This window comes from Variovorax paradoxus (assembly GCF_030815855.1).
Classification (GTDB): domain Bacteria; phylum Pseudomonadota; class Gammaproteobacteria; order Burkholderiales; family Burkholderiaceae_C; genus Variovorax; species Variovorax paradoxus_M.
Map to the genome: position 1 here is coordinate 3,231,111 of NZ_JAUSXG010000001.1, position 25,706 is coordinate 3,256,816.

The following is a 25,706-nucleotide window of genomic DNA, read 5'->3' on the forward strand; positions in this document are numbered from 1 at the left end:
ATAGCATTGAAGGCCGATCACCCACCCACCCTGCAGCTCGTCGCCATCTCCGGCAGCATTCGCCGCGCGTCGAATTGCACCGCCGTGCTCCGCAGCCTGCAACCCCTGCTGCCGCCGCACGCGACACTGCAGATCGTCCCGCTGGACGACATTCCGCCCTACAACGCCGACCTCGACGGCGGCTCGCCGCCCGAGCCGGTGGTGCGGCTCAAGAGCGCCATCGCCGCGGCGGACGGCTTGGTGCTGTGCTCTCCCGAATACAACTACGGCATGCCGGGCGTGCTGAAGAATGCAATCGACTGGGCATCGAGGCCGAGCTTTGCATCGCCGCTCAAGGGCAAGCCGGCGCTCATCATGACCGCGTCGCCCGGCACCGCGGGCGGCGTGCGCGCGCAGGCGCAGATTCGCGATGCGCTGGCTGCCACGCTGGCGCGCCCGCTGGTGCGCCAGCATGTCGCCATCGCGAACGTGGCCTCGCGCATCCAGGACGGCCGGCTGGTCGACGCGCCGACGCTCGACTTCATCCGCGTGGCGCTCGGCGAGCTGTTGGACGAAATCGCGTTGCTGGCCGGCGCGCGCCAGCGGCAGGCCTGAGGCGGCAGCGGCTCGATTCCGGGAACTGCCGCTGCCTCTTGCGTTCATCTGTTGTTCATGCGGGAGCATCCGAGGCGGCGCTAAAGTCGCTTCATGTTCCGCCTCCGCCTGTCCATCGCATTCGCCGTTCTTGTCGCGCTGGTCTGCGCCCAGGCCGGTTTCGTCTACTGGGGTTCGAACCGGGTCAACGACTACGCCCAGCACAGCCGCCTGGCAAGCGACATCCTGTCGGAACTGCTGGATCTCTCGGCCAGCAAGCAAAGGCTGCGCGTCTGGGCGTCCCAGCAGCTGATGGATGCGGATGCGTCGCCCGAGGTGCGCGACAGCCAGCTGGCGCGCATGCAGAACAGCGCGGAGACGCTCAGGCAGCTCGCCCGCCGCGACCTCTTCCTCTGGAACGGTATCGCCGCGCGCGACGGCGTGCCGATACCGCCGGAAGTCGACCAGCTCGTCTCCGTGAGCGAACTGCTCAACGACAACATCGCCGCCGTTCGCACGCGCTTGCTGAGGCTGGCGCCGTTGGAGCGCGGTGCGGAGTTCGCCAGCGTCTGGAAGGAGCTGAACGAAGTCTTCGACGTGGCGCGCGGCCGCGATCTGCGCGAGTTGATCAACGGCGCCATCGAACGGCAGCGCAATGTGATGCCCGTGGCTCGCGCCGCGACCGAACGGGGGCTGGACCAGCTGCGGCAGCAGGCGGTCCGGCTTGCAGCGCTCACGCTGGCCGCCGCGATCGTGCTGGCGCTGTATTTGAACCGGCGGCTGCAGCGGCCGCTGGACCGCCTGCTCGAAGGCACGCAGGCATTGCAGGCCGGCGCACTCGACCACCGCATCGCACTGCCTTCGCGCGACGAGTTCGGACGCGTTGCCGAGCACTTCAACGCGATGGCGGCCGAGCTGCAGCGGCATCGGCTCGAGGCCGACGCCGCGCGCCGCCGGCTCGAGGATGCGGTGCTGGAGCGCACCAGCGAACTGAGCGCCGCGCACCAGACGCTGCAACAGATCGACCAGCGGCGGCGCCAGCTTCTTGCCGACCTGAGCCACGAGCTTCGCACCCCGGCCACCGCGATCCGCGGCGAGGCGGAGATCGCGCTGCGCGGCGCCGAGAAGCCGATCGCCGAGTACCACCAGACATTGACGCGCATCGTCGGCGGTGTGAAGCAGCTCACCGGCGTGATCGACGACCTTCTCTTGGTCGCCAGGGCCGAGGCGGATCAACTCGCAATGCGCTTCGGCGCGGTCGATCTTGCGGAACTGCTGGGCGACGCCACCGAAACGGCCTCGACGCTGGGTGCGCGGCACAACGTTTGCGTTCAACTCGAAGCCCCCGAAGCGGAGCGGCCCGCGGTCATGCTGCAGGCCGATGCCGACCGCCTGCGGCAGGCCCTCGTGATCGTGCTCGACAACGCGGTGCGCTACTCGCGCAACGAAGGAACGGTGCGTGTGAGCTGGCGGTTGCTCGACAGCCGCGTGCAGGTGGTCGTGGCCGACGAGGGAATCGGCATCGATGCGGATGAACTTCCGAAGGTGTTCGAACGCTTCGTGCGTGGCCGCCGGGCGCGCCTGCACCGCGCCGATGGAACCGGTATCGGGTTGTCGATCGCGCAGGCCATCGTGCAGGCCCACCACGGCCGCATCGAGATCGAGAGCGCTCCCCAACAGGGCACAAAGGTGCGCATCGAGCTGCCGTGCCACTTTCCCAACCTGACACATCAAACATGAACATCCTGGTTGTCGAAGACGACGCGCGCGTCGCCGACTTTCTGCTGCGCGGCCTGGGCGCCGAGGGCTACCGCGTGCAACTTGCGCGCACGGGGCCCGAAGGCCTCGAACTCGCGCGCAGCAGCGAGCTGTCGCTGTTGCTGCTGGACCTGATGCTTCCGGGCCTGAGCGGGCTGGAGCTGTGCCAGACGCTGCGCGCCGAAGGCCACCACGTGCCGGTGCTGATGCTCACCGCATTGAGCAACACGGAGGACAAGGTCAGCGGCCTGCGCCTGGGCGCCGACGACTACCTCACCAAGCCTTTCGCCTTCGAGGAGCTGCTGGCGCGCATCGAGGCCTTGCTGCGCCGCGGCCGGGAGCAACGGCCAAGGGCCACCACGCTGCAGGTGGCCGACCTGGTGCTCGACCGCGAACGCATGGAGGTGACCCGCGCCGGCAAGCTCGTGCCGCTGACGGCCAAGGAGCTTGCGTTCCTCGAGCTGTTGATGGCGGCACCCGGCCGCGTCTACAGCCGCGAGCGGATTCTTTCCAACGTCTGGGGCACGAACGAGGACCCGCTGACCAACATCGTCGACGTCTACATGCGGCGCTTGCGCGGCAAGATCGACGAAGGCCATCCCGTGGCCTTGCTGAAGACGGTGCGCGGGCTCGGCTATCGGCTCGATGCCGCGGCGGCCTGATGCCGGTTCATCCGATGTTCATCTGCGCGTCACACCCGATTCATCGCGGACCCCCGGTGGCGTTCAGGGAGAAACCGAACAATGAAGTCCTGCATCGCAACAACGATGCGGCACCGGAGATGCCGGTGATTCGACCCTCCATTGGAAAAAAAGGAAAACTCCATGAACGTGCTTCGTACGCTTTCTCTCTCGGCAACCACGGCGGCGGTGCTCGCCATGTCGACCTCGGCCTTCGCGCAGGCGCCGGCCGCAGGGATTTGCGTGCCGGCCACCGAGCCGCAGATTGCGGCGCTGTTCGACCGCTGGAACGACTCGCTGCGCACGCTGGATGCCGACAAGGTGGTGGCCAACTACGCCGTGGACGGTGTGCTGCTGCCGACCGTGTCGAACACGCCGCGCACCAACCCGGCGGAGATTCGCGACTACTTCGTCAAGTTTCTGAAGGGATCGCCGCAGGGCAAGATCGATCACCGCATCATCAAGGTCGGCTGCAACGTGGCGCAGGACGTCGGCACCTACACCTTCAAGTTCAAGGACGGCAAGACCGTCCATGCCAGGTACACCTATGTCTACGAATGGGTGAACGGCCAATGGCTGATTGCCCACCACCACTCGTCGGCAATGCCCGAAGTCGTCGCGGCGAGGTAAAAAAGCCCCGCCATCGGTGCCCCCGCGGCTGCACAAGCGCGGCGGCACCCGTCTTCTCGTGGCATCCTCTGCGGATATTTCCGGCCCACCTTCCCCGGCACCGCCGCGCTGAAAGGACTTCCATGCTCGAACTCTTGACCGATCCGCAGGTCTGGATCGCCTTCGCTACCTTGACCGCGCTCGAGCTCGTTCTGGGTATCGACAACATCATCTTCATCTCGATCCTGGTCGACAAGCTCCCCGCCGCCAAGCGTGAGTTCGCACGCCGGGTCGGGCTGTTCATGGCCATGTTCATGCGCATCGGGCTGTTGCTGGTGCTCGCCTGGATCGTCGGCCTGGTGGCGCCGCTTTTCTCGATCTTCAGCCAGGGGATCTCGGGCCGCGACCTGATCCTGATCCTGGGCGGCCTGTTCCTGATCTGGAAGAGCACGAGCGAGGTTCACCAGTCGCTGGAAGGCGGCCACGAAGAGAAGCCCAGCGCCGTCAAGGCCACCTTCGCGTCGGTGATCCTGCAGATCATGGTCATCGATCTCGTGTTCTCGCTGGACTCGATCATCACCGCCGTCGGCATGGTGGACGACGTGCGCGTCATGATCGCCGCCGTGATTGTCTCGGTGTTCCTGATGATGCTGTTCGCCGGCCCGATCGGCCGCTTCGTCTCGAACCATCCGACCATCAAGATGCTGGCGCTGGCCTTTCTCGTGGTGGTGGGCGTGGTCCTTGTCGCGGAGGGCTTCGGCCATCACGTGCCGAAGGGCTACGTCTACTTTGCGATGGCTTTCTCCGTGGCCGTGGAGATGCTCAACATCAGAATGCGCAAGAAGTCGGCCAAGCGGGTGGAACTGCACCCACCCCATATCCCCGGGGATTGAGGCGGCCCGCGCCGGTTGCCGCTGGCCAGTTCGGTGCAGGCCTGCAGCCCGCTCGGGCATGCAGGCGTAAGTAGTTCCCCTCAGGCGCTCGTCAGATTCCGATCAGTTCGGAAAAAGAGCATGTGACCGTCCGGAGTTTCATCCGGACGGAGACAAACCCGCGCCGATGCTCCGGCTCGGGTGGATTCAATTCACATCACATCCTGAGCGTATGAAAAATAGAAACCTTGTCAGAGGTCTGTTCCTCATGGCCATCGCCTTGGCCTTCGGACTGACGGCGCTGCGCTACCCCATCGGAGATCTGAGCCGCGCGGGGGCGGGGCTGTTCCCTGCCCTGGTGAGCGGCATGCTGCTGCTGATCGGCATTGCGACGGTCCTCCGGTCGTTCTTCGTCGAGCAGGTGCCGTTGCAACTCAACTTCAGGAATATCGCGCTCATTCTCGGAAGCCTCTGCGGGTTCGCGCTGATCTCGATGTACCTGGACATGGTCGTGGGCATTGTCTTCATGGTGTTCTGTTCGGCATTCGCGGGCAGTTCGTACTCGTGGGTGCGCAACGTCAAAGTCTCGGCCGGCCTGATCGCGATGGCATTCGCGCTTCAGAAACTTCTCGGCCTGAACCTGCCGCTCTTCTGAAAGGCCGATGATGGAAGTCCTCCACAACCTGGCGTTTGGCTTTTCACACGCCCTGACATGGCAGAACCTGATGTTCTGCGCCATCGGCTGCACCGTGGGCACGCTGGTCGGCCTGCTGCCCGGCCTGGGTCCGCTGGCCACCATCAGCCTGCTGCTGCCGCTGACCTATTCCATTCCCACGACCGGCGCGCTCATCATGCTGGCCGGCATCTACTACGGTGCGCAATACGGCGACAGCGTGAGCGCCATCACGATGAAGATCCCGCATGCCAGCAGCATCGTGGCCTGCATCGACGGCTACCAGATGACGCTGAAGGGGCAGACGGGGCTGGCGCTGTTCACGGCCGGTTTTTCCAGCTTCATCGGCGGCACGGTCGCCATCCTGGTGCTGTCGTTTTTCGCACCTATGCTGGGCGAGGTGGCCTTCCTGTTCGGCCCCGCGGACTACGTTGCGATGATGCTCGTGGGGTTCGTGTGCGTGAGCTTTGTCACCACCGGCAACCTGCTGAACGGCCTGGCGATGTGCATGATCGGCGTGCTGCTGGGAACGATCGGCACCGACGTGAACAGCGGCATGGCGCGGTTCACGCTCGACTTGCCTTTCCTGACGGATGGCGTCGGCATCGTGAGCATCGCGCTGGGCTGCTTCGGCATTGCCGAGATCACCAAGAACCTCGACTCCCGGGAAGAGCGCTCGCCGTTCAACGGCAAGATCAACCTGATTCCCACCTGGGCGGAGTTCAAGCGGATCATCCCCAGTGCCTTGCGCGGCAGCGTGGTCGGCTCGCTGCTGGGGATCCTTCCCGGCGGCGGCCCGACTATTGCGCAGTTTGCGGCGTATGCGCTCGACAAGAAGGTCAGCAAGTACAAGCATGAGATCGGCACCGGCTGCATCGAAGGCGTGGCCGGGCAGGCCGCTGCCGATGAAGCGGCCGCGCGCACGAGCTTCATTCCGCTGATGAGCATCGGGATTCCGGAGAACGCCGTGATGGCGCTGATGCTGGCCGCCTTCATCATCAAGGGCATTCAGCCGGGCCCGAACATGATCGCCAGCCACCCCGAGTTGTTCTGGGGCCTGGTCGCCAGCATGTGGATCGGCAACGTCTTTCTGCTGGTCTTGAACGTGCCGCTGGTGCGCTACTGGCTCTCGGTCTTCAAGATTCCGTACAGCGTGCTGTTCCCGTCGATCCTGTTCTTCTGCTGCATCGGCACGTACAGCGTGAACAACAATCTGGAAGACGTCTTCATCACGGCCGCCTTCGGGTTCATGGGCTACATGTTCATGCGGCTGGAACTGGATGCGGCGCCGCTCATGCTCGGGTTCATCCTCGGTCCGATGCTCGAAGAAAACTTCCGCCGCGCAATGCTGCTGAGCCGCGGCAGCTTCAGCCCCTTCGCCACGCGCCCGATCAGCGGCACGCTGATGGCCCTGATTGCCATCTTCATCGTCTGGCAGCTGGCTTCGTTCATCCTGCAGGCGCGAAAGAAAAGCGTCGTCGAACCTCCTCTCGCGGCGCTGGAGCCATAAAAGTAAGCCGGAGTGCATTCACACGAGCGGCCTCTTGAACGACAGGCCGCTCGTGACCGGTTTCACGCGCTTTCGGGGCGATGAAGACCGAGCCGAGGCCCTGCGATCTTGCAGTCCTCGATGTGGAGGACGAAGCGCATGCGCGCGCCTTCATCGATAAGAATCTGGAGCTTGAGCCGCGCCGTGATCGTGTCGCAGCTCAGCCGCAGGTCCCTCCACGTCGCCGCTGCATCGCGGACCGACAGTGAAGCCATCTCGACGGTCAAACCGTCGTCCAGCGCCTCGGAGCGCAGTCCGACCGCATTGGCACCTTGACCGCTTCCCTCCATGTGCGCTTGCATTCCCGGCACGGCCATGCGTCCGTCGCCGAGTTGCACCTTGCCCGACAGCGCGGTGCGGCCCAGCAGCAGGCGCGCCTGCTGCGTCAATCCCTGGCTTCCGCCATCGACGCCTTGGCGCAGCATCGCCTCGGCAAAATCCTGCAGGTGCAGCTTGCCGCGCTCGGAGACCCATGGGCTCAGCAAGGCCCCGCGGCGCTCGAACTCCACACCTGCGAGCGGCGCCGAGGCGAACTGGTACAGGTAGCTGCGGCCATTCGGCGCATCGACATAAAGGCCCAGCCGGCTCACGCCCATGCGCGAGTCCGGCCCCACATGCTCGACGGTCGCGTCGTTGAAGTCGACCTGCCCCTGCCGTATGGGCACCGTGACCTCGGCGTCGAACAGCAAGTGCGCGTCGGTGATCTGCCCGCGAATCGTGCCCTCGGCCTCGCCGAGCGGGCCAAGGCACCATGCGTTGGCTGCTATGGGGAGCGCCGGAGCGGCGCCGGCAGAGGACGCCGCCCTGCCCGCTTCCCGCAAGGCCTCCCACATCGCCAGCAGGTGCGGCGGCATGACCAAGGGGCCCTGCAGCGTCACTCCCGAGAGCTCGGCCTCGACCGCCTGGGCGGCAGACAGACGCGGGATGCCGGCCTCCGTGCGCACCTGCCCCGCCAGTTGGTGCACGGCGACGCGGCCGATCTCCAGCACAAGCGCTCCCGATGCCAGCCGAAGCGCCGTCGCTTCGAACTCGCGGATTCCGACCTCGAGCACGCCCTCCTGCCTGGGCTCCCAAGAGATGCCCTCGAACGAGCAGCGGTTGCGAGCCGCGCTGCCTGAAGGCCCGAGTTCCGAACCGAGCAGGAGGTGGGCGAGGGAAGCCGCGAGCGAGACGGTCATGGGCACTTTTCTACCAGACATTGCGCTGGAATACAGTCGGCCGTTCAGCCGCACTCGGCACTCGGGGCGTTCGAGCACGTGCTGGTGTCGCCGGAAGGCGACCGGCACGGCCTGGTGGATCAGTTGCTGGCGCAGGCGGGCAAGCGCCGCACGCTGCGCCTGACCCTGCCGCAGATGTTCGCAACGCCGGCCATCGTGGCGGAAACCGATCTGGCCGCCACCGTTCCCAGGCAGGTGGCGCTGGCCTCGCCTGCACGGCGAAAGCTGGTGATGTTCCCGCCCCCGGTGCCCTTGCCGAGCATTGCCTTCAACCTGATCTGGCATCGGCGCAACGATGCCCATCCCGCGCAGCAGTGATTGAGGTCGCTGATCGCAGAGGTTGCCGGATCCAGGTGAGGCGGCACTGCATGCAACACGCTGGCCGTGACAAGATTGCATTGAAATTGCAGCGCTGGACTCGCGCGGGTTGCGCGCGAAACGACGCAGCATGGAGCATGCATTCCCTCCTCTTTCTCCTTGCGCGAAGGTGACCTATGAAACCCAGCCTCCCCTTGCTCATGAGCCTCAACGGCGGCTTCGTCGACACCGCCGGCTTCCTGGCGCTGCAGGGCCTGTTCACGGCCCATGTCACGGGCAACTTCGTGACCATCGGCGCGGCGCTGGTGCACGGCACCTCGGGCGCGTTGACCAAGCTGGTCGCGCTGCCGGTGTTCTGCGCCGTGGTGGTCCTCGCGCGATGGCTCGGTCACGGGTTGCCCGCTCTCGGCCTGCCGGTGCTGCGCACGATGCTGGTGCTCAAGGCGCTGCTGCTGGCGGCGGGCGCGGCCTTCGCAATCTGCCACGGGCCCTTCAACGACAGCGACAGCGGCCTCGCGATGCTCACCGGCATGTCGCTGGTGTCGGCCATGGCGATCCAGAACGCCGTGCACCGGCTGCATCTGGGCAACGCCCCGCCGACCACGCTCATGACAGGCACCACCACGCAGGTGATGATCGACATCACCGACCTGCTGCGAGGCCTGCCGCCGGAAGATGCCGTCGTGGCGCGCGCCCGGCTGCGGCGCATGACCCGCAGCGTCGCCGTGTTCGCCGCGGGTTGCGCCGCCGCCGCGCTCATCTACAGCCGCGTGAATGTCTGGTGCTTCGTGGTGCCACCGGTGCTGGCTGCCTGCGCCGTGCTGCTCCAGCGCGCCACGCACGAAGGCGAGGCCGCCGAAACGGCCGGCTCCCGCCGCTGAAGGTCCGCCCCGGCCGGGTCAGAGGCCCAGCAGCGTGCGGCCTTCTTCGGCCAGCAGGTCATGCGTCTCGGGATGCGAGCGCATGTAGGCCGCGAACACCGGGCACTGCGGAATGACGCGCAGGCCGCGTTCGCGCGCCGAAGCCAGGCCCGCGAGAACCAGCTGCCGGGCCACGCCCTGGCCTTGCAGCGCCTCGGGCACCAGCGTGTGGACGAAAGTGATGACGCCGTCCGCCAGGCTGTAGATGGCGACCGCGCGTTCGCCCTGCGATGCGAATTCGAAGCGGTGCTTCGAGGGGTTGTCTTGAACGAGGGATGAAGAAGGCGTGGTCATGAAAAGGATCTCGAATGGGCAGAGGTGGATTCAGTGCATGCACCGCGAGTGCCGCGGGGTCCGGCACGCGGCCGCATGACGAGGGCGGGTGCGGAAGGCAGCGCGACGTACCGCCCAGGAGACGCCGCAGGCGCCTTGCACGCCCTCGCCCGCGAACGGTCAGGCCTGGATGAACGCCAGCAGGTCGGCGTTCACCTGGTCCTTGTGCGTGGTGCAGGTGGCGTGCGGCGCGCCTGCATAAACCTTGAACTGGCTGCCCTTGATCATCTTGGCCGCCAGCCTGCCGGTGGCGTCGATCGGCACGACCTGATCGTCGTCGCCGTGGATCACGAGCGTGGGCACGTCGATCCTGGCCATGTCGGGGCGGAAGTCGGTCTCCGAGAACGCGGTCACGCAGTCGATGGTGGCTTTGATCGAGGCCTGCAGCGCAATTTGCAGCGTCTGCTTGAAGACGCCTTGCGACACGTTGGCGCCGGGGCGGTTGGTGCCGTAGAAGAGCGTGCTGAAATCGTCGAGAAACTGCGGACGGTCGGCGGCCAGGCCGGCGCGGATGCCCGCGAACAGCGATGCGTCGGGGCCCACGGGGTGGTCTTCAGTCTTCATGAACAGCGGCGTCACGGCGCTGATGAGTGCCAGCTTTGCCACCCGTGCGCTGCCCTTGCGCGCGATGTAGCGCGTGACGTCGCCGCCGCCCATCGAGAAGCCGGCAAGCACCACGTCCTTCAGATCGAGCTTCTCGATCAGCTCGGCGATATCGTCGGCGAAGGTGTCGTAGTCGTAGCCGGTCCAGGGCTGGCTCGAGCGGCCGAAGCCGCGGCGGTCGAAGGCGATCGCGCGGTAGCCGCGTTCCGCGAAGAACAGCATCTGCGCGTCCCACATGTCGGCACTGAGCGGCCAGCCGTGGCTGAAAAGGATGGGCTGGCCCGTGCCCCAATCCTTGTAGTAGAGCTCGGTGCCGTCGCGCAATGTGAGTGTGGTCATGATTTTTTTGGGTGTTGGAGTGGATTGAAGGGAAGGAGGGAAATGCAACAGGCGCGGCCGTTCTCAGCTCTGGCGCACCGACTCGAAAAGGAACCACGTGCGCTGCTCGGCCTCGTCGATCCAGTTCTCCAGCACGCTCGCAGTGGCCACGTCGCCGTACTCGTCGCAGACGCCGTGCGTGGCGCGCATGAAGCCGGCCAGGCGCTGGTTGTCTTCGCGCAGCTCGGCCAGCATGCCGATGGGGGTCACGAAGTCGGCGTCGTTGTCCGAGAGGCGCTGCAACCGCGCGGCGTGGCCGGTCGAGCGCAGCGTCGTGCCGCCTACCTTGCGCACGCGCTCGGCAATGGGATCGACCGTGGCGAAGATCTGGTCGGCCTGTTCATCGAGCAGCAGGTGGTAGTCGCGGAACGACGGGCCCGACATGTGCCAGTGGAAGTTCTTGGTCTTGAAATACAGCGCGAATACGTCGGCCAGCAGCAGGTTGAGCGCGGCGGAAATGTCGCGCGTGGCGTCTGCGCCAAGGTCGCTCGGCGTATGCAGCGGTGCCTGGCGCCGTGCCTTTGTGGTCTTGATGGACTTGGCGGTTTTCGGATTGGCCATGTTTCTATTCGAAGTTGATTGAAAGGCAGTGAAGAAGATCAGAGGGAAAGAAAGTGGTGAACCTCGGGCTTTCCGGGGCCCATGTGAAAGCGCACGGCTTCGTTCTGCAGGTCGGCGTCGGCATGCGACACGCGATGGTGCTGGCGCAGGTGCTCGGCCCATGACTCGACCAGGAACCACTCCATCACCCGCTCGGGGTCGCCGGTGTGCTCGGTCACGCCCCACGCGTAGGCGCCGTCGCGGCGGCGCTCAGTCGACAGGCGCCTTACCGCCTCCTTGAAGGCAGGGCGATCTTCCTTGCGGATGCGGTATTCGACCTGCACCATCACCGGCCCGCGGTCATGCGCCACAGGTTCGGCCAGCAATGGCTCGGGCCAGTGGTTCGAGGCTTGCAGGTCGGCCTCGCCGGCGGGCAGGCGCACCCGGTGGAAGACGAGGCCGGCCACCACCAGGCCGACGGCGCCCGCCACCAGCGTGTACGGCACGCCGATCTGCTGCGCAACCAGACCCCAGCCCAGGCTGCCGGCCGCCATTGCGCCGTTGAACACCGTGAGGTACACGGCCAGCCCGCGGCCGCGCACCCAGTTCGGCAAGATGGACTGCGCCACGCCGTTGAGCGTAGTGAGCGCAATGATCCAGCCCAGACCCAGCAGCAACAGCAGCACCACCGCAAGCCACTGCGGCGGCGCAAACACCAGCCCGCCCATGACGGCGGCGCTGAGCAGCGAAGCCAGCAGCAGCATGCCGTCTGCATCGAGCCGGGCGCGCAGCCGCGGCATGACCAGCGCGCCGCCGATGGCGCCCGCGCCCACGGCGCCGAGCAGCACCCCGTAGAAGCCGGCAGTGCCGCCGAGCATCTGGCGTGCCACCAGCGGCAGCAGCGCCCACACGGAGCTTGCGAACAGAAAGAACACCGCCGCGCGCAGCAGCACCACGTGCAGCTCTTTGCTCGCCCGCGTATAGCGGATGCCCGCGCGGAAGGCGCCGAAGAAGTTCTCCGACAGTCCGGTGTCGGCGGCCGCGGGGCGCTTCCACCACAGCAGCGCCGCAATGACGAACGCATAGCTCAGCACGTCCAGGCCGTAGGTCACCGCCGCGCCGAAGCTCGCCAGAATCAACCCGCCGGCCGCCGGCCCGATGGAGCGCGCGATGTTGATGCCCAGCGAGTTCAGCGCCACCGCGCTCTTCAGATCGCTGCGCGGTACGAGCTCGGGCACGATCGATTGCCAGGTCGGCCCCATGAGCGCCGCGCCGATGCCACCGACAAAGGTCAGCGCAATCAGGTATTCGACAGTGAGCGCGCCGGTGTGGGAGAGCACCAGCAGGGTGCCGCTCACGGCCGCGAGCACCAGCTGCACGAAGATCAGGAAGCGCCGCCGGTCGAGGATGTCGGAGAGCACGCCCGCCGGAATCGCCAGCAGAAAGACCGGCAGCGTGGCCGCGGTCTGGATCAGCGCCACCGCGGTCGGGTTGGCCGAGAGATCGGTGACCAGCCACGAGCTCGCCACGTCGCGCATGAAGCTGCCGATGTTGCCGAGCACGGTGGCCGCCCACAGCACGGCAAACACCGGTTGGCGCAACGGCGCAAAGGCGCCGGGCGGCGAAGCAACAGCGCCTTTGAGGGGATCAGTCATGGGTGCGCTCTTTCAGGTCGAGCCAGGCCACGAGCACAAAGCCGCCGACCAGGCCCAGATGCTCGAAGAATGAATTGGCCGCCATGAAGCGCTCGGGCTGCGGCATCTCCCAGAAGCGCAATGCGACGAAGGTCGCCATCAGCGTGAAGCCGCCCAGCGCCAGCGCGCCGAGCCAGCGCAGGAAGCCCGTGAGGATGAGCGCCGAGGCGCCCAGTTCCAGCACGATGACGGCCAGCGCCAGCGGCGCCGCCGGCGACAGGCCGAAGTGGTTCATCTCGGCGATGGCCGCGTTGAAGTCCATGGCCTTGTTGAGCCCGCCCTGCAGGTAGGCCGCGCAGAGCATCAGCAAGGCAACCCAGCGCACTGCGGGTGAAGTGGTCCAGCGCGTTGCCATCACACCGCCCAGCAGGCGCAGCCCAGCGCGCCCCAGAAGCTCTTCAGGTCGGCAATCGGCAGCTTGCTGCTCCAGGCGGTTGCGTGCTGGTGGCCGTGCACGCTGCAGTTATTGGCGCAGGCGCAAGCCATGGCGGCGTGGCGCATGGCCTTTTGCAGCGGCGCGCCCTCGGCATCGCCCCATCCGGCATAGCCGCCGAAGCTGCGCACCGGCGACCAGTCGGGCATGGCCGGCGGCGGCGCGCCTTCGTCGTGCGGCTGGAACGGGCCTGCGGCATACACCACCTTGCCGCCGACCATGGTCAGGAGCGCCGTGGTGTCGGCAATGTCCGATTCCGGGCAGGCGAAAAAGTCGCGGTCCGGCACCACCAGGTCGGCGAACATGCCCGCTTCGATGCGGCCTTTCTTGCCGACCTCGTTCGAAAACCAGGTGACGTTCTCGGTCCACATGCGAAGCGCGGCCTCGCGGTCCAGGCAGTTGCGCTGCGGGTAGAGCTGCATGCCGCCCACGGTCTTGCCCGTGACCAGCCACGAGAGCGACACCCACGGGTTGTAGGAGGCGACGCGCGTGGCGTCGGTGCCCGCGGACACCTTCACGCCTTTTTCGAGCATGCGCTTGACCGGCGGCGTGGCCTCGGCCGCGCCAGCACCGTAGCGCTCGACGAAGTATTCGCCCTGGTAGGCCATGCGGTGCTGCACCGCGATGCCGCCGCCCAGCGCGGCGATGCGGTCGATCGATTTTTCGGAGATGGTTTCGCAGTGGTCGAAGAACCAGTTCAGGCCGGCAAGCGGTGTGTCGCGGTTGACCTTCTCGAAAATGCCGAGCGCACGGTCGATGGTTTCGTCGTAGGTGGCATGCAGGCGCCATGGCCACTTGTTCTGCACCAGCACGCGCACCACTTCTTCGAGTTCGCCTTCCATCTCGGGCGCCATGTCGGGCCGCGGCTGGCGAAAGTCTTCGAAGTCGGCCGCCGAGAACACCAGCATTTCGCCCGCGCCGTTGTGGCGAAAGTAGTCGTTGCCCTGCTTGTACTTCGAGGTGGCGGTCCAGTTGAGGAAGTCCTGCTTCTCCTGCTTGGGCTTTTGCGTGAACAGGTTGTAGGCCAGGCGGATGGTGAGCTGGCCGGCATCGGCCAGCTGCTGGATCACCTGGTAGTCCTCGGGAAAGCTCTGGAAACCGCCGCCCGCATCGATGGCGCCGGTCACGCCGAGACGATTCAGTTCGCGCATGAAGTGGCGCGTGGAATTGAGCTGGTATTCGAAGGGCAGCTTCGGTCCCTTGGCCAGGGTGGCATAGAGGATGCTCGCGTTGGGCTTGGCAAGCAGCAGCCCGGTCGGGTTGCCGGCCGCGTCGCGCACGATTTCTCCGCCCGGCGGTGCGGGCGTGTCTTTGGTGTAGCCCACCGCTCGGAGCGCTGCGCCGTTGAGCAGCGCACGGTCGTACAGATGCAGCAGGAACACCGGCGTATCGGGCGCCACGGCGTTGAGCTCTTGAATGGTCGGCAGGCGCTTTTCAACGAACTGGTGTTCGGTGAAGCCGCCCACCACGCGCACCCATTGCGGCGCCGGCGTGATCGCCACCTGGCGCTTCAGCATTGCCATGGCGTCGGCCAGGCTGCGCACGCCATCCCAGCGCAGTTCGAGATTGAAGTTGAGGCCGCCGCGGATGATGTGCAGGTGGTTGTCGATGAGGCCCGGCAGCACGCGCCTGCCTTGCAGGTCGATGACCCGCGTGCTGCCGTCCGCCAGCGGCAGGATCTCTTGTGCGCGACCCACGCGGGTGAAGCGGCCGTCCTTGATGGCCACCGCATCGGCGACGGGGTTGGCGCGGTCCAGCGTGGTGAAGCGGCCGTTGTGCAGGATCAGTTGGGGGGCGGTGGTGCCTGCCATGTCGGGCGTCCTCGAAGGGTTGGGTTGGGCCATGGCCGTGCCGGCAAGCGCGGCGCCGAGCGTGCCGAGGCACAGCCGGCGGCGCTGTTCGTCGAAAGATGGATCGCTCATGCGTTTTTGTCCGGTGTGACGGCCTGGCCGGCCTTGGCGCATTGCGGCAGTTCGCCGAACATGTGCGGCTTGACCTGGTGCTGCAGCCACGAGGTGGCCGCGGCATCGGGCTTCATCGCGCCCTTGACGAGCGGCGGGATCTGCTCGCCAAGCAAGATACCGAGCAGCCCCACGAGCGCGATGACCGGCGGGGCCGGCGAGCGCACCTGGAACAGTGCATAGATCACACCGACCAGCAGGCCGAGCGCGAGCGACAGGACGTAGGGCTTCATTGCTTTCACGCCGGTGGTCAGCCTTCGTGGGCGCCGAACATGGTCTTGGCATAGGTGATGCCCAGGCCATAGGCGCCGCCGAACTTCTTCGCGATGCCGGTGGTGAGTTCGTAGGTGTCGGTGCGGGACCAGTCGCGCTGCAGCTCGAGCAGGTATTGCAGCGAGGTCATCGGCTGTGCGCCGGCCTGCACCATGCGGTCCATGGCGCGGTTGTGCGCCTCGGTGGACACGTCGCCGCAGGCGTCGGCAATCACGAGCACCTCGAAGCCCTGGTCGATGGCCGACAGCGCGGGGCCGACGATGCATACACCGGTCCATAGGCCCGCCAGCACGATGCGCTGCTTGCCGATCTCGTTCACGCGGTCGATCACCGCGGCGTCTTCCCACGTGTTCATCGAAGTGCGGTCGAGCATTTTCTGGCCCGGGAAGGCATCGGCGATCTCGCTGAACATCGGGCCCGAAAAACTCTTTTCAGCCACGGTCGTGAGAATGGTCGACACGCCGAACCCGGCCGCCGCATGGGCCACCAGGGCAGCGTTGTTGCGCAGGTTGACCGCGTCGATCGAATGCGTGGCAAACGCCATCTGCGACTGGAAGTCGATCATGACCAGCGTATGGTCGGTGGGGGTCAGCAGCTTGGCGCCGGCGATGGGGGTGGCTTTGATGGACATGAGACTCTCCGCGAGTTGGTGATTTAAGAAAATGGTCTTGCCTTGTCATGCATCGTCGTTTCGGCGTCGATGCATGTCTTGTCGATTAGTGAGGCCGTTTGGACATTTGCGTCCGCGCCGGCCCTGGGCGCACATGCGCTGTCAGAAGGAAGGCAACTCGTTCCCGCGCAGATCGAACACCAGCACCTCGGCGCCCTCGCCGTGCGACAGGTCGAGCCGCTGCTCGCCGCGCACCCGCGCACCGTCGCCTTCGCCCAGCCGCTGGCCGTTCACTTCGACGCTGCCGCGCGCCACATGCACATAGGCATGGCGATCGGTGCCGAGCGTGAGCGAGGTGGATTCACCGCCATCGAACAAGCCGGCGTAGACGCGGGCGTCCTGGTGCACGGCGAGCGAGCCGTCGGTGCCCTCGGGCGACACGATCAACCGCAGGCGGCCACGTTTTTCTTCAGGCGTGAAGTGCACCTGCTGATAGCGCGGGGCGACGCCCTTGGCGTTCGGCACGATCCAGATCTGCAGGAAATGCAGCGGGTCTGTCGCCGACGAGTTGAACTCGCTGTGGCGCACGCCGGTGCCCGCGCTCATCATCTGCACGTCGCCGGGCCGGATGACGGACCCCGTGCCCATCGAGTCCTTGTGCTCGAGCGCGCCGTCGAGCACGTACGAGAAGATTTCCATGTCGCGGTGCGGGTGGGTGCCGAAGCCGCGGCCGGGATGCACGCGGTCGTCGTTGATCACCAGCAGATCCGAGAAGCCCTCTTGCTCCGGGTCGTGGTAATGGCCGAAAGAGAAGGTGTGGCGGGACTTGAGCCAGCCGAAGTCTGCGAGTCCGCGGTCGTTGGCGCTGCGAATTTCCAACATGATTTATGTCCTTTGTGTCCGACGAGTTCGATCTGATTCACAATGGCCCCGGAGAGAAATTCCCGAGGCATGGCTGAATCATCTTTCTTTCACCGGCGCTTGTTGACGAAATTTTTATCCGTTCATCATCGAATTTTTCGATGATTCATTTCCAAGGACCTGCCCATGCGGAAGCTAAGCCTCGAAGCCATCGAACTCGTCGACGCCATCGCACGCCATGGCTCCTTCGCTGCTGCCGGCGCGCGCCTGAACAAGGTGCCCTCGACCATCTCGTACGCCGTCGGCAAGCTCGAGGAGCAACTGGGCATGCTGCTGTTCGTGCGCAACGGGCCGCGCGTGACGCTGACCGCGGCCGGCGAAGAAATGCTCAAGGAAGGCCGCTGGCTGCTTGGCGCCGCGGGCGATCTCGAATCGCGCATGCGGCAGATCGCCACCGGGTTCGAATCGGAGCTGCGGCTGGTGCACGACTCGCTGATTCCGACGCAGGCACTGATCGACGACATCCGCGCGTTCGAGGCACTGCGCTGCGGCACGCGGCTGCGCATCGGCTGCGAGGCGCTCACCGGCAGCTGGGAGGCCTTGCGCGAAGGACGCGCCGACATCGTCATTGCGGCGGGCGAAGGACCGGCCGGCGGGGGCTACCAGGCGGTGATGGTGGGCAGCCTCGAGTTCGCGTTCTGCGTGGCGCCCACGCATCCGCTGACCCGGCTCGAGCGTCCGCTGCATCGCGGCGACCTGCTGGAACACAATGCCATCGTGGTGAGCGACAGCGCGCGCACTCTCTCCGACCGCACCGTGGGGTTGCTCGCTGGCCAGCACCGCGTGGCCGTACCGACCATGGCCTCGAAGATCGCCTGCCAGGCCGCGGGCCTGGGCCACGGATTCCTGCCACGAGCCTGCATTCAGGGCGAACTGAAGCGCGGCACGCTCATCGAGCTGCAGACCGAAGAGCCGCGCGCCCCAGAGGCGTTCTGGCTGGCCTGGAAGACCGGCGCGAAGGGGAAGGCGCTCCAGTGGTGGGTGTGAAGCAGCTGAACCGGCAGCTGGTTCCAGCGCTGTTGCCGCGGTCGACCTGAACGCAAGGGCCGCGCGCGGGTCAGCCCGCGTTCAAGCGTCGCCAGCGCGCCGGCGATGTACCCGTGTGCGCGGTGAACACGCGCGTCAGATGGCTTTGATCGGAAAAACCGCAGGTCACGGCAATCTCGGCGATCGGAAGACGAGGCTGCCGCAGCAGGCGGCGTGCCGCTTCCACGCGCTGCGCCACGAGCCATGCATGTGGCGTCTGCCCCATCGTCTGCTTGAACGCCTTGCTGAAGTGGCTGCGCGATAACCCACATTCGCGAGCAGCGTCGGCCAGCGATACGTCGCCGGCAAGGTGTTGCATCAGGAACGCCTTGGCGCAACGCTCCTGCCAAGGCGCCAGGCCCCGGGTCCGCACGGGGGCAGCGCCGGCCACGTCGCCGTAGGCATGGACCACATGCGCCTTCAGAGCCAGCGCCACATGCTCCACGAACAGCCGGCTCGCATCCTGCGGGCGCATCAGCACCGGCAGCATGGCCCGGCCCAGATTGGCCACCACCGGGTCGACCGTACCGGCGTCGCAGCGCAACCGGTCGACACGCGGCATTTCCATTTCTTCGGTGAACGCATCGATGGTTGCGCGCGGCAGGTGGAAGAACATCGAGTGGAAGGGGCTGCTGACATGGGCCGAGGCGCGCTGCGACAGATCGGCGATGTGGAAAGCGCCCTCCTGCTGCAGGCCCAGTTGCCGCGAATCGCCGTCCCGGATGATGCGCCGGCTGCCGCCCGAATTGATCTCCACACTGAGGAGGAACGCATCCTCGGGCGGCAGAGGCGCCAGCACGAAGAGATGCGGCAACTCATAGCGCAGGCGCGCGATTCCGAGTTCAGACCCGGCGCGCGACCTGCTCACGAGCGACTGAACTGCGTCGATGCCGTACTGCGACGCCAGCTGCCGTCCCAATTGGCAGTCGGAGCGAAGCGTGTTCGACGTCGTGGGAGCGGCGTGGCCTGCCATGCACATTCAGCGGCCCTCGGCGTACGGTTCGGGCATCGGCCCCACGTAGCGTCCGCGCGGGCGAATGACCTGCGCGGTGCCGAGTTGCTCCAGGCTGTGCGCCAGCAGCCCGACGCTGCGCGCCGTGGCGAACAGGCCGAAAGCCGCATCGGCGGGAAGCCGATGGTGGGCAGCCATCGCGGCCAGGGCGACGTCGATGTTGGGCTGCAGTCCGGTCAGCTTCGTCACCTTTCCGATAAAGCGCACGATCACCTTGGGGGGCTCGAACAACGCCAGCAATGCGGCCGCGCGAGGGTCGCCGTCGGGGTAGAGGTGATGGCCGAACCCGGCCGGTGACAAGCCGTTCGACAGGTAGTGGGCCAGCACCTGGTCCTCGCCCAGGCGCTCCACCTCGCTGAACAGCGCGCGCACGCGGCCCGAGGCATCGCCATGCAAGGGGCCGGAGAGCGTGGTCAATCCGGCCAGAAGGCAGGCCGGCAGCGAAGCGCCGGTCGAAGCGGCAATGCGTGCGACGAAGGCTGAGCTGGTCAGTTCGTGGTCGGCCAGCAGCACCATGGCGGTTCGCAGCAGATCGGCCACCCTGGAAGGTTGCTTCCATCCTTTCGCAAGGCGTAGATGCAACGGTTCGTCCCCGGGGCCGGCGCCGAACGCAGCGGCCACCTGACCCACCAGACCCTGGCACTCGGCGTGCAGCACGCGGGTCAAACGCCCCCCTGTGGAATGCCCGGCGGCCGCCAGGCTGCCCAGCGCCGCGAAGGCCGCGTGTCGCCCCGGCTTTCCGGAGTGCATCGGCGTCGCGGACGAGAAATTGACGGCGTGCTCTGCGCCCCACAACAGTTGCGCCACGTCTTCCAACGTGGCCGTTCGGGCCAGGCTCACGGCATCTTGGCCGCGATAGTACGGGCGCCCGCGAGAGAACGCACAAAGCGCGGTCGGAATGCTCGGCTCCGAACCGAACAAGGTGTTCGAGGCCAGCGTCTCATGCTTGCGGCCGGCCTGTTTGCGCTTGGCCAAGGCGGCAACGTCTTCGGCGCGGTAGAGCCTGCGCCGCGTATCGGCGGGGTCGGCCATGACTTCCAGCTTGCCGCGGCTCACGTAGGCGTAGATCGTCTGGGGCTGAACGCCCAGGAGGTCGCACGCCTCGTTCATCGGAATCCAGGAAGCCATCGCTGTTCTGACAGAGTCAATTTGCATTGATTATATGTATCAATATTGACCTGTATGTCAATCTATTACTAGCATGCGGCCAAGCCGTCGAAACCTCGGCCTCCCGTGAACGAACAGCGATATGAAACCCCAAGTCCTTCAACTCAATCCGATCCTGATCCCGGCGATCAACGACAAACTCGCGTCTCTCTACGTGGTGCACAAGCATTTCGAGCTACCCGATCCGCAGGCCTGGCTGCGTGCACATGGCGCATCGATCGATGCCGTGATCACCGGCGGGCACACCGGTATTTCGCGGGCGATGCTGGAGCAGCTGCCCCGCCTGAAGGTGGTGGCCGTCAATGGCGTCGGCACCGACGCCGTCGATCTGGCGTACTGCCGCGATCGCGGCCTGCCTGTCACCGCAACACTGGGCGCGCTGACGGAAGACGTGGCCGACCTGGCCATCGGCCTGCTGATCGCGGCCTGCCGGAACCTGTGTGCCGGCGACCGTTTCGTGCGTGGCGGCCAGTGGGAGCTTCATCCGCAGCCCAGCGCCATTCCGCTCGCCCGGCGGTTCAGCGGCATGCGCATCGGCATTGTCGGAATGGGCCGGGTGGGCCGCGCGGTGGCGGTGCGCGCGGCTGCCTTCGGTTGCCCCATCGCCTACACCGACCTGCGCGCCATGGACGACGTCGCGCACCGCTTCGTGCCGAGCCTGGTGGACCTCGCGCGCGAGTCGGACGCGCTGGTGCTGTGCGCCGCCGCGGACCAGGCCGAAGGCATCATCGATGCGGCCGTGCTCGACGCGCTGGGACCGCGCGGTTTTCTCGTCAATGTGGCCCGGGGCCGGCTCGTCAACGAAGCCGACCTGACGCAGGCGCTCGTCGCCGGCCGCATCGCGGGTGCCGGCCTCGACGTGTTCGTCAACGAACCGCGCGTACCGCTCGCGCTGCGCCAGTGCGACAGCGTGACCCTGCAGGCCCACCGCGCGAGCGCCACCTGGGAGACGCGCACCGCCATGGCCGAGATGGTGTTGGCCAGCATTGCCCAGGCCCTCTCAGGCGAGCGCCCCGCCATGAGTCTGACCACTTGAACCCCTGCGCGCGGGGCGCAGCGACCGCACCTACACCAAAAAAGGAGACACCCTTGTTCACCCGACGCCTTGCGATTTTCCTGGCGCTTGCCCTCTGCGCGATCCACGCGCCAAGCTTTGCGCAGACCTTTCCTTCCCGCCCCGTCACGCTGGTGGTTCCGTTCCCGCCGGGCGGAGGGACGGACACGGGCGGCCGTGTCATCGCCGAGCAATTGAGCCGGCGTTGGGGCCAGCCTGTCATCGTGGAGAACAGGGGCGGTGCCGCAGGGCAGATCGGCGCCGACTTCGTTGCCAAGTCCAGATCCGACGGCTACACGCTGCTCCTGGGCAACATCGGCACGCAAGCGATCAACCCCTTGCTGTACCCCAGGCTGCCCTACGACGCCGACAAGGCCTTCGCCCCGGTCTCGCTGGTGGCCGAGCTGCCGCTGGCCATGATGGTCCATCCGTCGGTCCCCGCGAGGACGGCGGCCGAGTTCGTGTCGCTGGCCAAGTCCAGGCCGGGACAGATGAGCTACAGCAGTTCGGGCGCCGGCGGCGCGCCGCACCTGGCGGCCGAGATGTTCAAGGACCAGACCGGTTCCTTCATCCTGCATGTGCCCTACCGCGGCGGCGGCCCGGCCATCGCCGACTTGCTCGCGGGCCATGTGCAGTTGTCGTTCATGACGGTGCTGGAGGCCTCCGGCCACATCAAGGCGGGCAAGCTGCGTGCGCTGGCCGTGACCGGCGACAAGCGCGTGCCGGCGTTTCCCGAAGTTCCGACGCTCGCGGAAAGCGTGGCTCCCGGCTTCAACGCCATCTCCTGGATCGGCCTGCTGGCGCCCGCGGGCACGCCGCAGGATGTGGTCGACAAGATTGCCGCCGACCTGCGCGCCGTGCTGGCCGACGAAGCGGTCAAGGCACGCTTCGTGGGCTTGGGCGGCGTACCGCGCGCCACTTCGCCGCAGGAGTTTGCGAGGCTGATTGCCGACGACAGGCAGCGCTATGCCCAGATCATCCGCAGCCGCAAGATCACGATCGAGTGAGCGCGGCAGGCCGGCCTTTCAAAACGACAGATCCACCCCGAAGAGGAGACATCCATGCAGCTCACATCCCTCGTCAAGGTCCTTGCGGTCTCGGCGTCGCTAGCCGCGATGCCGATCGCGGCATCGGCCGAGGCGGCTTACCCGGCGCGCGCCATCAAGATCATCGTGCCCGCCCCGCCGGGCGGCGCGATCGACACCATCGCCCGCGTCGTCGGCGACAAGCTCGCGGTGTCGATGGGCCAGCCGGTGATCGTCGACAACAGACCCGGCGCATCCAACAACCTGGGCACGGACGTTCTCGCCAAGTCGGCGCCTGATGGCTACACGATCGGTATCGTGGGCGGCAGCCACAACATCAACAAGTTCCTGTTCAAGAACCTCGGCTGGGATCCTTCGACGAGCTTCGAGCCCATCGTCTACAGCCACGAGGTCCCGCTGGTGTTCGCCATCTACCCGCAGCTTCCGGCCAAGACGCTGCCCGAGTTCGTGGCCTGGATGAAGGCCCATCCGGACGAGACCAAGGTGGCCACCTCCGGCCGCGGCAGTGCACAGGAAATGGCGGCCGAGATGTTCCGCATGGCGAGCGGTGCGCAGATGCTGCTGGTCCCGTACAAGGGCTCGTCCGCCGCGCACCCGGATCTGCTGGCCGGACGTACCGCGCTCTTCATCGACACCATCAGTGCCATCCTGCCGCAAGTGAAGGCCGGCAACGTACGGGCGGTTGCAGTGTCGACGCGCAAGCGGACACGGTTGCTGCCCGACGTGCCGACCGCGGACGAACAGGGCTTCAAGGGCTACGACGCCAATACGAACGGCGGCTTCCTGGCCCCCGCCGGCACGCCCAAGGCCATCGTCGCGAAGCTGAATGCCGAGATCAACGCGGCGCTGAAGCTGCCCGACGTGCGGACAAAGCTGGAGGCTGCCGGCATCGAGATACAGGGCGGAACACCGCAGGAGTACGCCGCGCTGATCAAGTCAGACCTCGCCAAGTGGGGCAAGGTGGTCAAGGAAGCAGGAATCCAGCCGGAGTGAGATTGCCTTCAGTCGCGGTATTCGTGGTAGCGGCGGTACTGTTCGCGCTCCCACTGCCGGCGGCGCCATTCACGGCGCTCGGCACGGCGCTCTTCCCACCGCTCCGCGCGGCGTTCCTCCCAGCGAGAGCCAGGCTCCTCGTAGACAGGCACCGGGGCGGAATACACCGGCGGCGCAGGCTGGTAGTAGGTCGGCGCCGGCCGCGAGTAGACAGGCGCCGGCTCGTAGTAGACCGGCGGGGGCTCGCTCACGACCACGCCCGGAACGTTGACGCCGATGGACCAACTGGTGCCCGCATGGGCCGATGCGGCCATGAACAAGGAGCCAGCGGCAACGAAACCTGCAGCGGCCAAGGTGAGAGCAGATCGGGAAAAAGTCATTTCATCTCCTGAGGGGCGAGAAGTACCCCTGCTGCCTACCCAACGCCTGGCCCGACGGTGCCGCGCACATCGCTGCTGTGAAGAACGTTCCCAAATGTCACGCCGAAGGCCAGAGCGAGCCACGCAAGCCCCACGAGGGCACTCGCTGTTTGGCTAGGCATACGGAGGCCCGGCCGCACCAAGCGCTTATCGGCGCACCTTGCCGTCCTCGGTCAGCATCGACAGTTCGACGTAATTCGAAGCCTTGTGATTGCGGGCACTGAAGTCGACGTGGAAACCGCCGAAATCGGTGTTCTGAATCGACTCCAATCCGGTGATCAGCGATTCACGCGTCGCCGTGCGGCCGGCCCGCCGAAGCCCCTCCGTGAGCACCTTCGCGGCGACATAGCCTTCCATGCTCGAGAAGTTGGGCTTGGCTGCGGGCCCTGCTTTTCGCACGGCATCCAGGTACTCGCGCGAGATCGCGGTGCTCGTCGAAAAGGGGGACGGCATGACCTGGCTGACCATGATGCCCCGGGCGTCCTTGCCGAGTTCATCGGCCAGCGCCTGGGTTCCGACGAACGACACGTTGAGGAAGGTCCCGCCATAACCCGCCTTGCGCGCCTCGCGGATGAATGTGGCGCACGCCTTGTACGCCCCCACCTGAATCACGGCCGCGGGGCCGGCGGCGGTGATGTCTTTCACGGCTTTCGCCACGTCGACCGAGTTGCGCTCGACCGTTCCGATGGCGACCGGCGCAAGGCCCATGGGCTTGAGGGCGTTGCGCACGCCCTCGAGCCCGGCCTGGCCATAGGCATCGTTCTGGTGGAACACCGCGATCTTCCTGATGCCGAGCGAGGTGAGGTGATTGACGATCAATGCGGTCTCGTCGAAATACGAGGCACGAACATGGAACACCGTCTTGCGGAATGGCGTTCGCAGAACCTCGGCGCCAGTGAACGGGCCGAAGAACGGGATCTTCGCGGCTTCGACCAGCGGCAATGCCGCCATGCAGGTCGGCGTGCCGACATAACCGAAGAGCGCGAAGACATCGTCCTTGATGAGCTTGTCGGTATTCGCCTGGCAGCGCTCGGGTTCATAGCCGTCATCGATGGTGCGCAATTCGACGTTCCGGCCATTGACGCCGCCCGATGCATTGAGTGCATCGAAGTAGATGCGTGCGCCCTGGTTCATCTGAATGCCCAGTTGTTCTGCCGGACCGCTGAGCGGGGCGGATTGGCCAAGCACGATGCGCGCGGGTTGAGCCAGCGCCGGCATCGCCATGGCAGCGCCTGCAGCCGCAAACCGCTTGATCGCATCGCGACGTTTGATGGAATTGTTCATTAAGGTAGTTAGGTGGTGCTGGTCTGAAGCACTCGCACATCGAAGCGGCATCGGCTCGCACGATGCGCGGTATTTGTGACCGGGAGGGGTAAGCGATGTCGTCTCGAACCGAGAACGTAACAGAATGCTCAATCATACAAGGGTTAACCCTTGCAAGCGCGCCTGGGCTTGAGGCCCCAATCCGGCACCTGGTTTGACCCCAAAAAAAACCCAGCACGAAGCTGGGTGGAATCCTCGACGGTGTCGCCACATCAAGGAGCCCTCAATCAAGGATCAGGGCAACGGCAAATTGGTTTTGGAGCAGGGCCTAAGCCGCTTCGGTGATCGGCTTCAGCCACTCCATGGCGGCAGCTTCGGGTGGCATCGCCCGCAGGCGCGCATCGCGCCGCAGGTCACGTGCGACATCCTCCAGCTCGAGCGGATCCACGGTGTGCCACTGCTGCTGCAGCCGGTGCGCGCAAGCAGCGATCCAGAGAGTGGCAGGCACGTTTTCCATGGTGCGATTATGCCTTGGATACTGTTCATTTGTACAGTAAGAATGTTAACGCGGCGAGCCAATGCCTGATTTCCGTCAAGGCTTGGCAAGCCCTGTTGTGACAGGTTCGACGGCCCACGATGAATACTAAATCGCGCCTTTTTTGTGATTTAGTGAACGAAAAGCAAGCTCAAAGTTAACAATGGTTAGCGAAAGTCGGGCGCTTGTTACATAAGCTCGCGGCTCACGCTCGGCGCTCCGGCACAGAGGCTTGTTCGGCAGAAGCCGTCCGCCCCTGATCTTGGCTGGCATACG

27 protein-coding genes and 1 pseudogene are annotated in these 25,706 nt (G+C 66.0%); 13 read left to right on the top strand and 15 right to left on the bottom strand.

The genetic code is table 11. The features are described from left to right. The first annotated feature begins 6 nt into the window (after positions 1-6). From QFZ42_RS15245 to QFZ42_RS15275, 7 genes are all read left to right on the top strand, one after another. The gene (locus QFZ42_RS15245) at positions 7-594 is read left to right on the top strand and encodes an NADPH-dependent FMN reductase (protein WP_307701763.1); all 588 of its coding nucleotides are present in this window, start codon (positions 7-9) and stop codon (positions 592-594) included. A 93-nt stretch (positions 595-687) separates the two neighbouring features. Beyond that, positions 688-2,313 carry a sensor histidine kinase gene (locus tag QFZ42_RS15250; protein WP_307701764.1) on the top strand — a complete coding sequence of 542 codons (1,626 nt, stop codon included), beginning with the start codon at positions 688-690 and terminating at the stop codon, positions 2,311-2,313. Then, the gene (locus QFZ42_RS15255; protein WP_307701765.1) at positions 2,310-2,993 is read left to right on the top strand and encodes a response regulator transcription factor; all 684 of its coding nucleotides are present in this window, start codon (positions 2,310-2,312) and stop codon (positions 2,991-2,993) included. The genes QFZ42_RS15250 and QFZ42_RS15255 overlap by 4 nt, the downstream gene beginning before the upstream one ends. 216 nt (positions 2,994-3,209) lie before the next feature. Further along, a complete protein-coding gene (locus QFZ42_RS15260; protein ID WP_373423394.1) occupies positions 3,210-3,641 on the top strand; it encodes an SgcJ/EcaC family oxidoreductase in 432 nt (143 codons plus the stop codon). A 122-nt stretch (positions 3,642-3,763) separates the two neighbouring features. After that, positions 3,764-4,513 carry a TerC family protein gene (locus QFZ42_RS15265; RefSeq protein ID WP_307701767.1) on the top strand — a complete coding sequence of 250 codons (750 nt, stop codon included), beginning with the start codon at positions 3,764-3,766 and terminating at the stop codon, positions 4,511-4,513. Positions 4,514-4,724: 211 nt separating this feature from the next. Further along, the gene (locus tag QFZ42_RS15270) at positions 4,725-5,147 is read left to right on the top strand and encodes a tripartite tricarboxylate transporter TctB family protein (RefSeq protein WP_373423343.1); all 423 of its coding nucleotides are present in this window, start codon (positions 4,725-4,727) and stop codon (positions 5,145-5,147) included. 10 nt (positions 5,148-5,157) lie between these two features. Then, positions 5,158-6,675 carry a tripartite tricarboxylate transporter permease gene (locus QFZ42_RS15275; protein ID WP_307704249.1) on the top strand — a complete coding sequence of 506 codons (1,518 nt, stop codon included), beginning with the start codon at positions 5,158-5,160 and terminating at the stop codon, positions 6,673-6,675. Between the two features lie 62 nt (positions 6,676-6,737). Here QFZ42_RS15275 and QFZ42_RS15280 read toward each other — a convergent pair whose 3' ends face one another. Further along, positions 6,738-7,892, bottom strand: a complete 1,155-nt coding sequence (locus QFZ42_RS15280) for a hypothetical protein (protein WP_307701769.1) — start codon at positions 7,890-7,892, stop codon at positions 6,738-6,740. Here QFZ42_RS15280 and QFZ42_RS15285 point away from each other — a divergent pair. Next, a complete protein-coding gene (locus QFZ42_RS15285) occupies positions 7,860-8,249 on the top strand; it encodes a LysR substrate-binding domain-containing protein (protein ID WP_307701770.1) in 390 nt (129 codons plus the stop codon). The two genes, QFZ42_RS15280 and QFZ42_RS15285, sit on opposite strands and share 33 nt — an antisense overlap. Before the next feature lie 176 nt (positions 8,250-8,425). After that, the gene (locus QFZ42_RS15290; protein ID WP_307701771.1) at positions 8,426-9,130 is read left to right on the top strand and encodes a YoaK family protein; all 705 of its coding nucleotides are present in this window, start codon (positions 8,426-8,428) and stop codon (positions 9,128-9,130) included. An 18-nt stretch (positions 9,131-9,148) separates the two neighbouring features. On the opposite strand, the gene QFZ42_RS15295 is transcribed toward QFZ42_RS15290, so the two are convergent. The 9 genes from QFZ42_RS15295 to QFZ42_RS15335 all read right to left on the bottom strand — a co-directional run bounded on the left by QFZ42_RS15295 (position 9,149) and on the right by QFZ42_RS15335 (position 16,876). Further along, on the bottom strand, positions 9,149-9,463 hold the full coding sequence (locus QFZ42_RS15295) for a GNAT family N-acetyltransferase (RefSeq protein ID WP_307701772.1): 315 nt from the start codon (positions 9,461-9,463) through the stop codon (positions 9,149-9,151). Between the two features lie 159 nt (positions 9,464-9,622). Continuing rightward, a complete protein-coding gene (locus QFZ42_RS15300; RefSeq protein ID WP_307701773.1) occupies positions 9,623-10,444 on the bottom strand; it encodes an alpha/beta fold hydrolase in 822 nt (273 codons plus the stop codon). Positions 10,445-10,507: 63 nt separating this feature from the next. Further along, positions 10,508-11,044, bottom strand: a complete 537-nt coding sequence (locus QFZ42_RS15305) for a Dps family protein (protein WP_307701774.1) — start codon at positions 11,042-11,044, stop codon at positions 10,508-10,510. Positions 11,045-11,082: 38 nt separating this feature from the next. After that, on the bottom strand, positions 11,083-12,678 hold the full coding sequence (locus QFZ42_RS15310; RefSeq protein ID WP_307701775.1) for an MFS transporter: 1,596 nt from the start codon (positions 12,676-12,678) through the stop codon (positions 11,083-11,085). Further along, positions 12,671-13,072, bottom strand: coding sequence for a DoxX family protein (locus QFZ42_RS15315; RefSeq protein WP_307701776.1), 402 nt, complete (start codon positions 13,070-13,072; stop codon positions 12,671-12,673). Before QFZ42_RS15315 ends, QFZ42_RS15310 begins: the two co-directional genes overlap by 8 nt. Continuing rightward, positions 13,072-14,961: an amidohydrolase gene (locus QFZ42_RS15320; protein WP_307704250.1), complete on the bottom strand. Its 1,890-nt coding sequence runs from the start codon at positions 14,959-14,961 to the stop codon at positions 13,072-13,074. Before QFZ42_RS15320 ends, QFZ42_RS15315 begins: the two co-directional genes overlap by 1 nt. 107 nt (positions 14,962-15,068) lie before the next feature. Next, entirely contained in the window at positions 15,069-15,344 is a 276-nt protein-coding gene (locus QFZ42_RS15325; protein ID WP_307701777.1) for a DUF1427 family protein, read from the bottom strand. A 17-nt stretch (positions 15,345-15,361) separates the two neighbouring features. Then, entirely contained in the window at positions 15,362-16,015 is a 654-nt protein-coding gene (locus tag QFZ42_RS15330; protein ID WP_307701778.1) for a hydrolase, read from the bottom strand. A 141-nt stretch (positions 16,016-16,156) separates the two neighbouring features. Then, positions 16,157-16,876: a pirin family protein gene (locus QFZ42_RS15335; protein ID WP_307701779.1), complete on the bottom strand. Its 720-nt coding sequence runs from the start codon at positions 16,874-16,876 to the stop codon at positions 16,157-16,159. A gap of 165 nt (positions 16,877-17,041) precedes the next feature. On the opposite strand from QFZ42_RS15335, the pseudogene QFZ42_RS15340 reads away from it, so the two are divergent. Beyond that, positions 17,042-17,952 (top strand): annotated as a pseudogene (locus QFZ42_RS15340) (LysR family transcriptional regulator). A 20-nt stretch (positions 17,953-17,972) separates the two neighbouring features. On the opposite strand, the gene QFZ42_RS15345 reads toward QFZ42_RS15340, so the two are convergent. Both QFZ42_RS15345 and QFZ42_RS15350 read right to left on the bottom strand, forming a co-directional pair. Further along, entirely contained in the window at positions 17,973-18,914 is a 942-nt protein-coding gene (locus QFZ42_RS15345; RefSeq protein ID WP_307701780.1) for an AraC family transcriptional regulator, read from the bottom strand. A 6-nt stretch (positions 18,915-18,920) separates the two neighbouring features. After that, complete coding sequence (locus tag QFZ42_RS15350; protein WP_307701781.1) at positions 18,921-20,081, bottom strand: citrate synthase family protein; 1,161 nt, start codon at positions 20,079-20,081, stop codon at positions 18,921-18,923. 121 nt (positions 20,082-20,202) lie between these two features. Here QFZ42_RS15350 and QFZ42_RS15355 point away from each other — a divergent pair, with 121 nt between their 5' ends. From QFZ42_RS15355 to QFZ42_RS15365, 3 genes are read left to right on the top strand one after another with little or no spacing between them, the layout of a single operon-like run. Next, a complete protein-coding gene (locus QFZ42_RS15355; RefSeq protein ID WP_307701782.1) occupies positions 20,203-21,156 on the top strand; it encodes a 2-hydroxyacid dehydrogenase in 954 nt (317 codons plus the stop codon). Positions 21,157-21,209: 53 nt separating this feature from the next. Continuing rightward, the gene (locus QFZ42_RS15360) at positions 21,210-22,181 is read left to right on the top strand and encodes a Bug family tripartite tricarboxylate transporter substrate binding protein (protein ID WP_307701783.1); all 972 of its coding nucleotides are present in this window, start codon (positions 21,210-21,212) and stop codon (positions 22,179-22,181) included. A 54-nt stretch (positions 22,182-22,235) separates the two neighbouring features. Then, a complete protein-coding gene (locus QFZ42_RS15365; protein ID WP_307701784.1) occupies positions 22,236-23,213 on the top strand; it encodes a Bug family tripartite tricarboxylate transporter substrate binding protein in 978 nt (325 codons plus the stop codon). 8 nt (positions 23,214-23,221) lie between these two features. Here the strand turns inward: QFZ42_RS15365 and QFZ42_RS15370 are convergent, their stop codons facing one another. The 3 genes from QFZ42_RS15370 to QFZ42_RS15380 all read right to left on the bottom strand — a co-directional run bounded on the left by QFZ42_RS15370 (position 23,222) and on the right by QFZ42_RS15380 (position 25,412). After that, entirely contained in the window at positions 23,222-23,593 is a 372-nt protein-coding gene (locus tag QFZ42_RS15370; RefSeq protein ID WP_307701785.1) for a hypothetical protein, read from the bottom strand. A gap of 186 nt (positions 23,594-23,779) precedes the next feature. Continuing rightward, complete coding sequence (locus tag QFZ42_RS15375; protein WP_373423395.1) at positions 23,780-24,916, bottom strand: ABC transporter substrate-binding protein; 1,137 nt, start codon at positions 24,914-24,916, stop codon at positions 23,780-23,782. 307 nt (positions 24,917-25,223) lie between these two features. Then, the gene (locus tag QFZ42_RS15380; protein WP_307701786.1) at positions 25,224-25,412 is read right to left on the bottom strand and encodes a hypothetical protein; all 189 of its coding nucleotides are present in this window, start codon (positions 25,410-25,412) and stop codon (positions 25,224-25,226) included. Between the last annotated feature and the right edge of the window lie 294 nt (positions 25,413-25,706).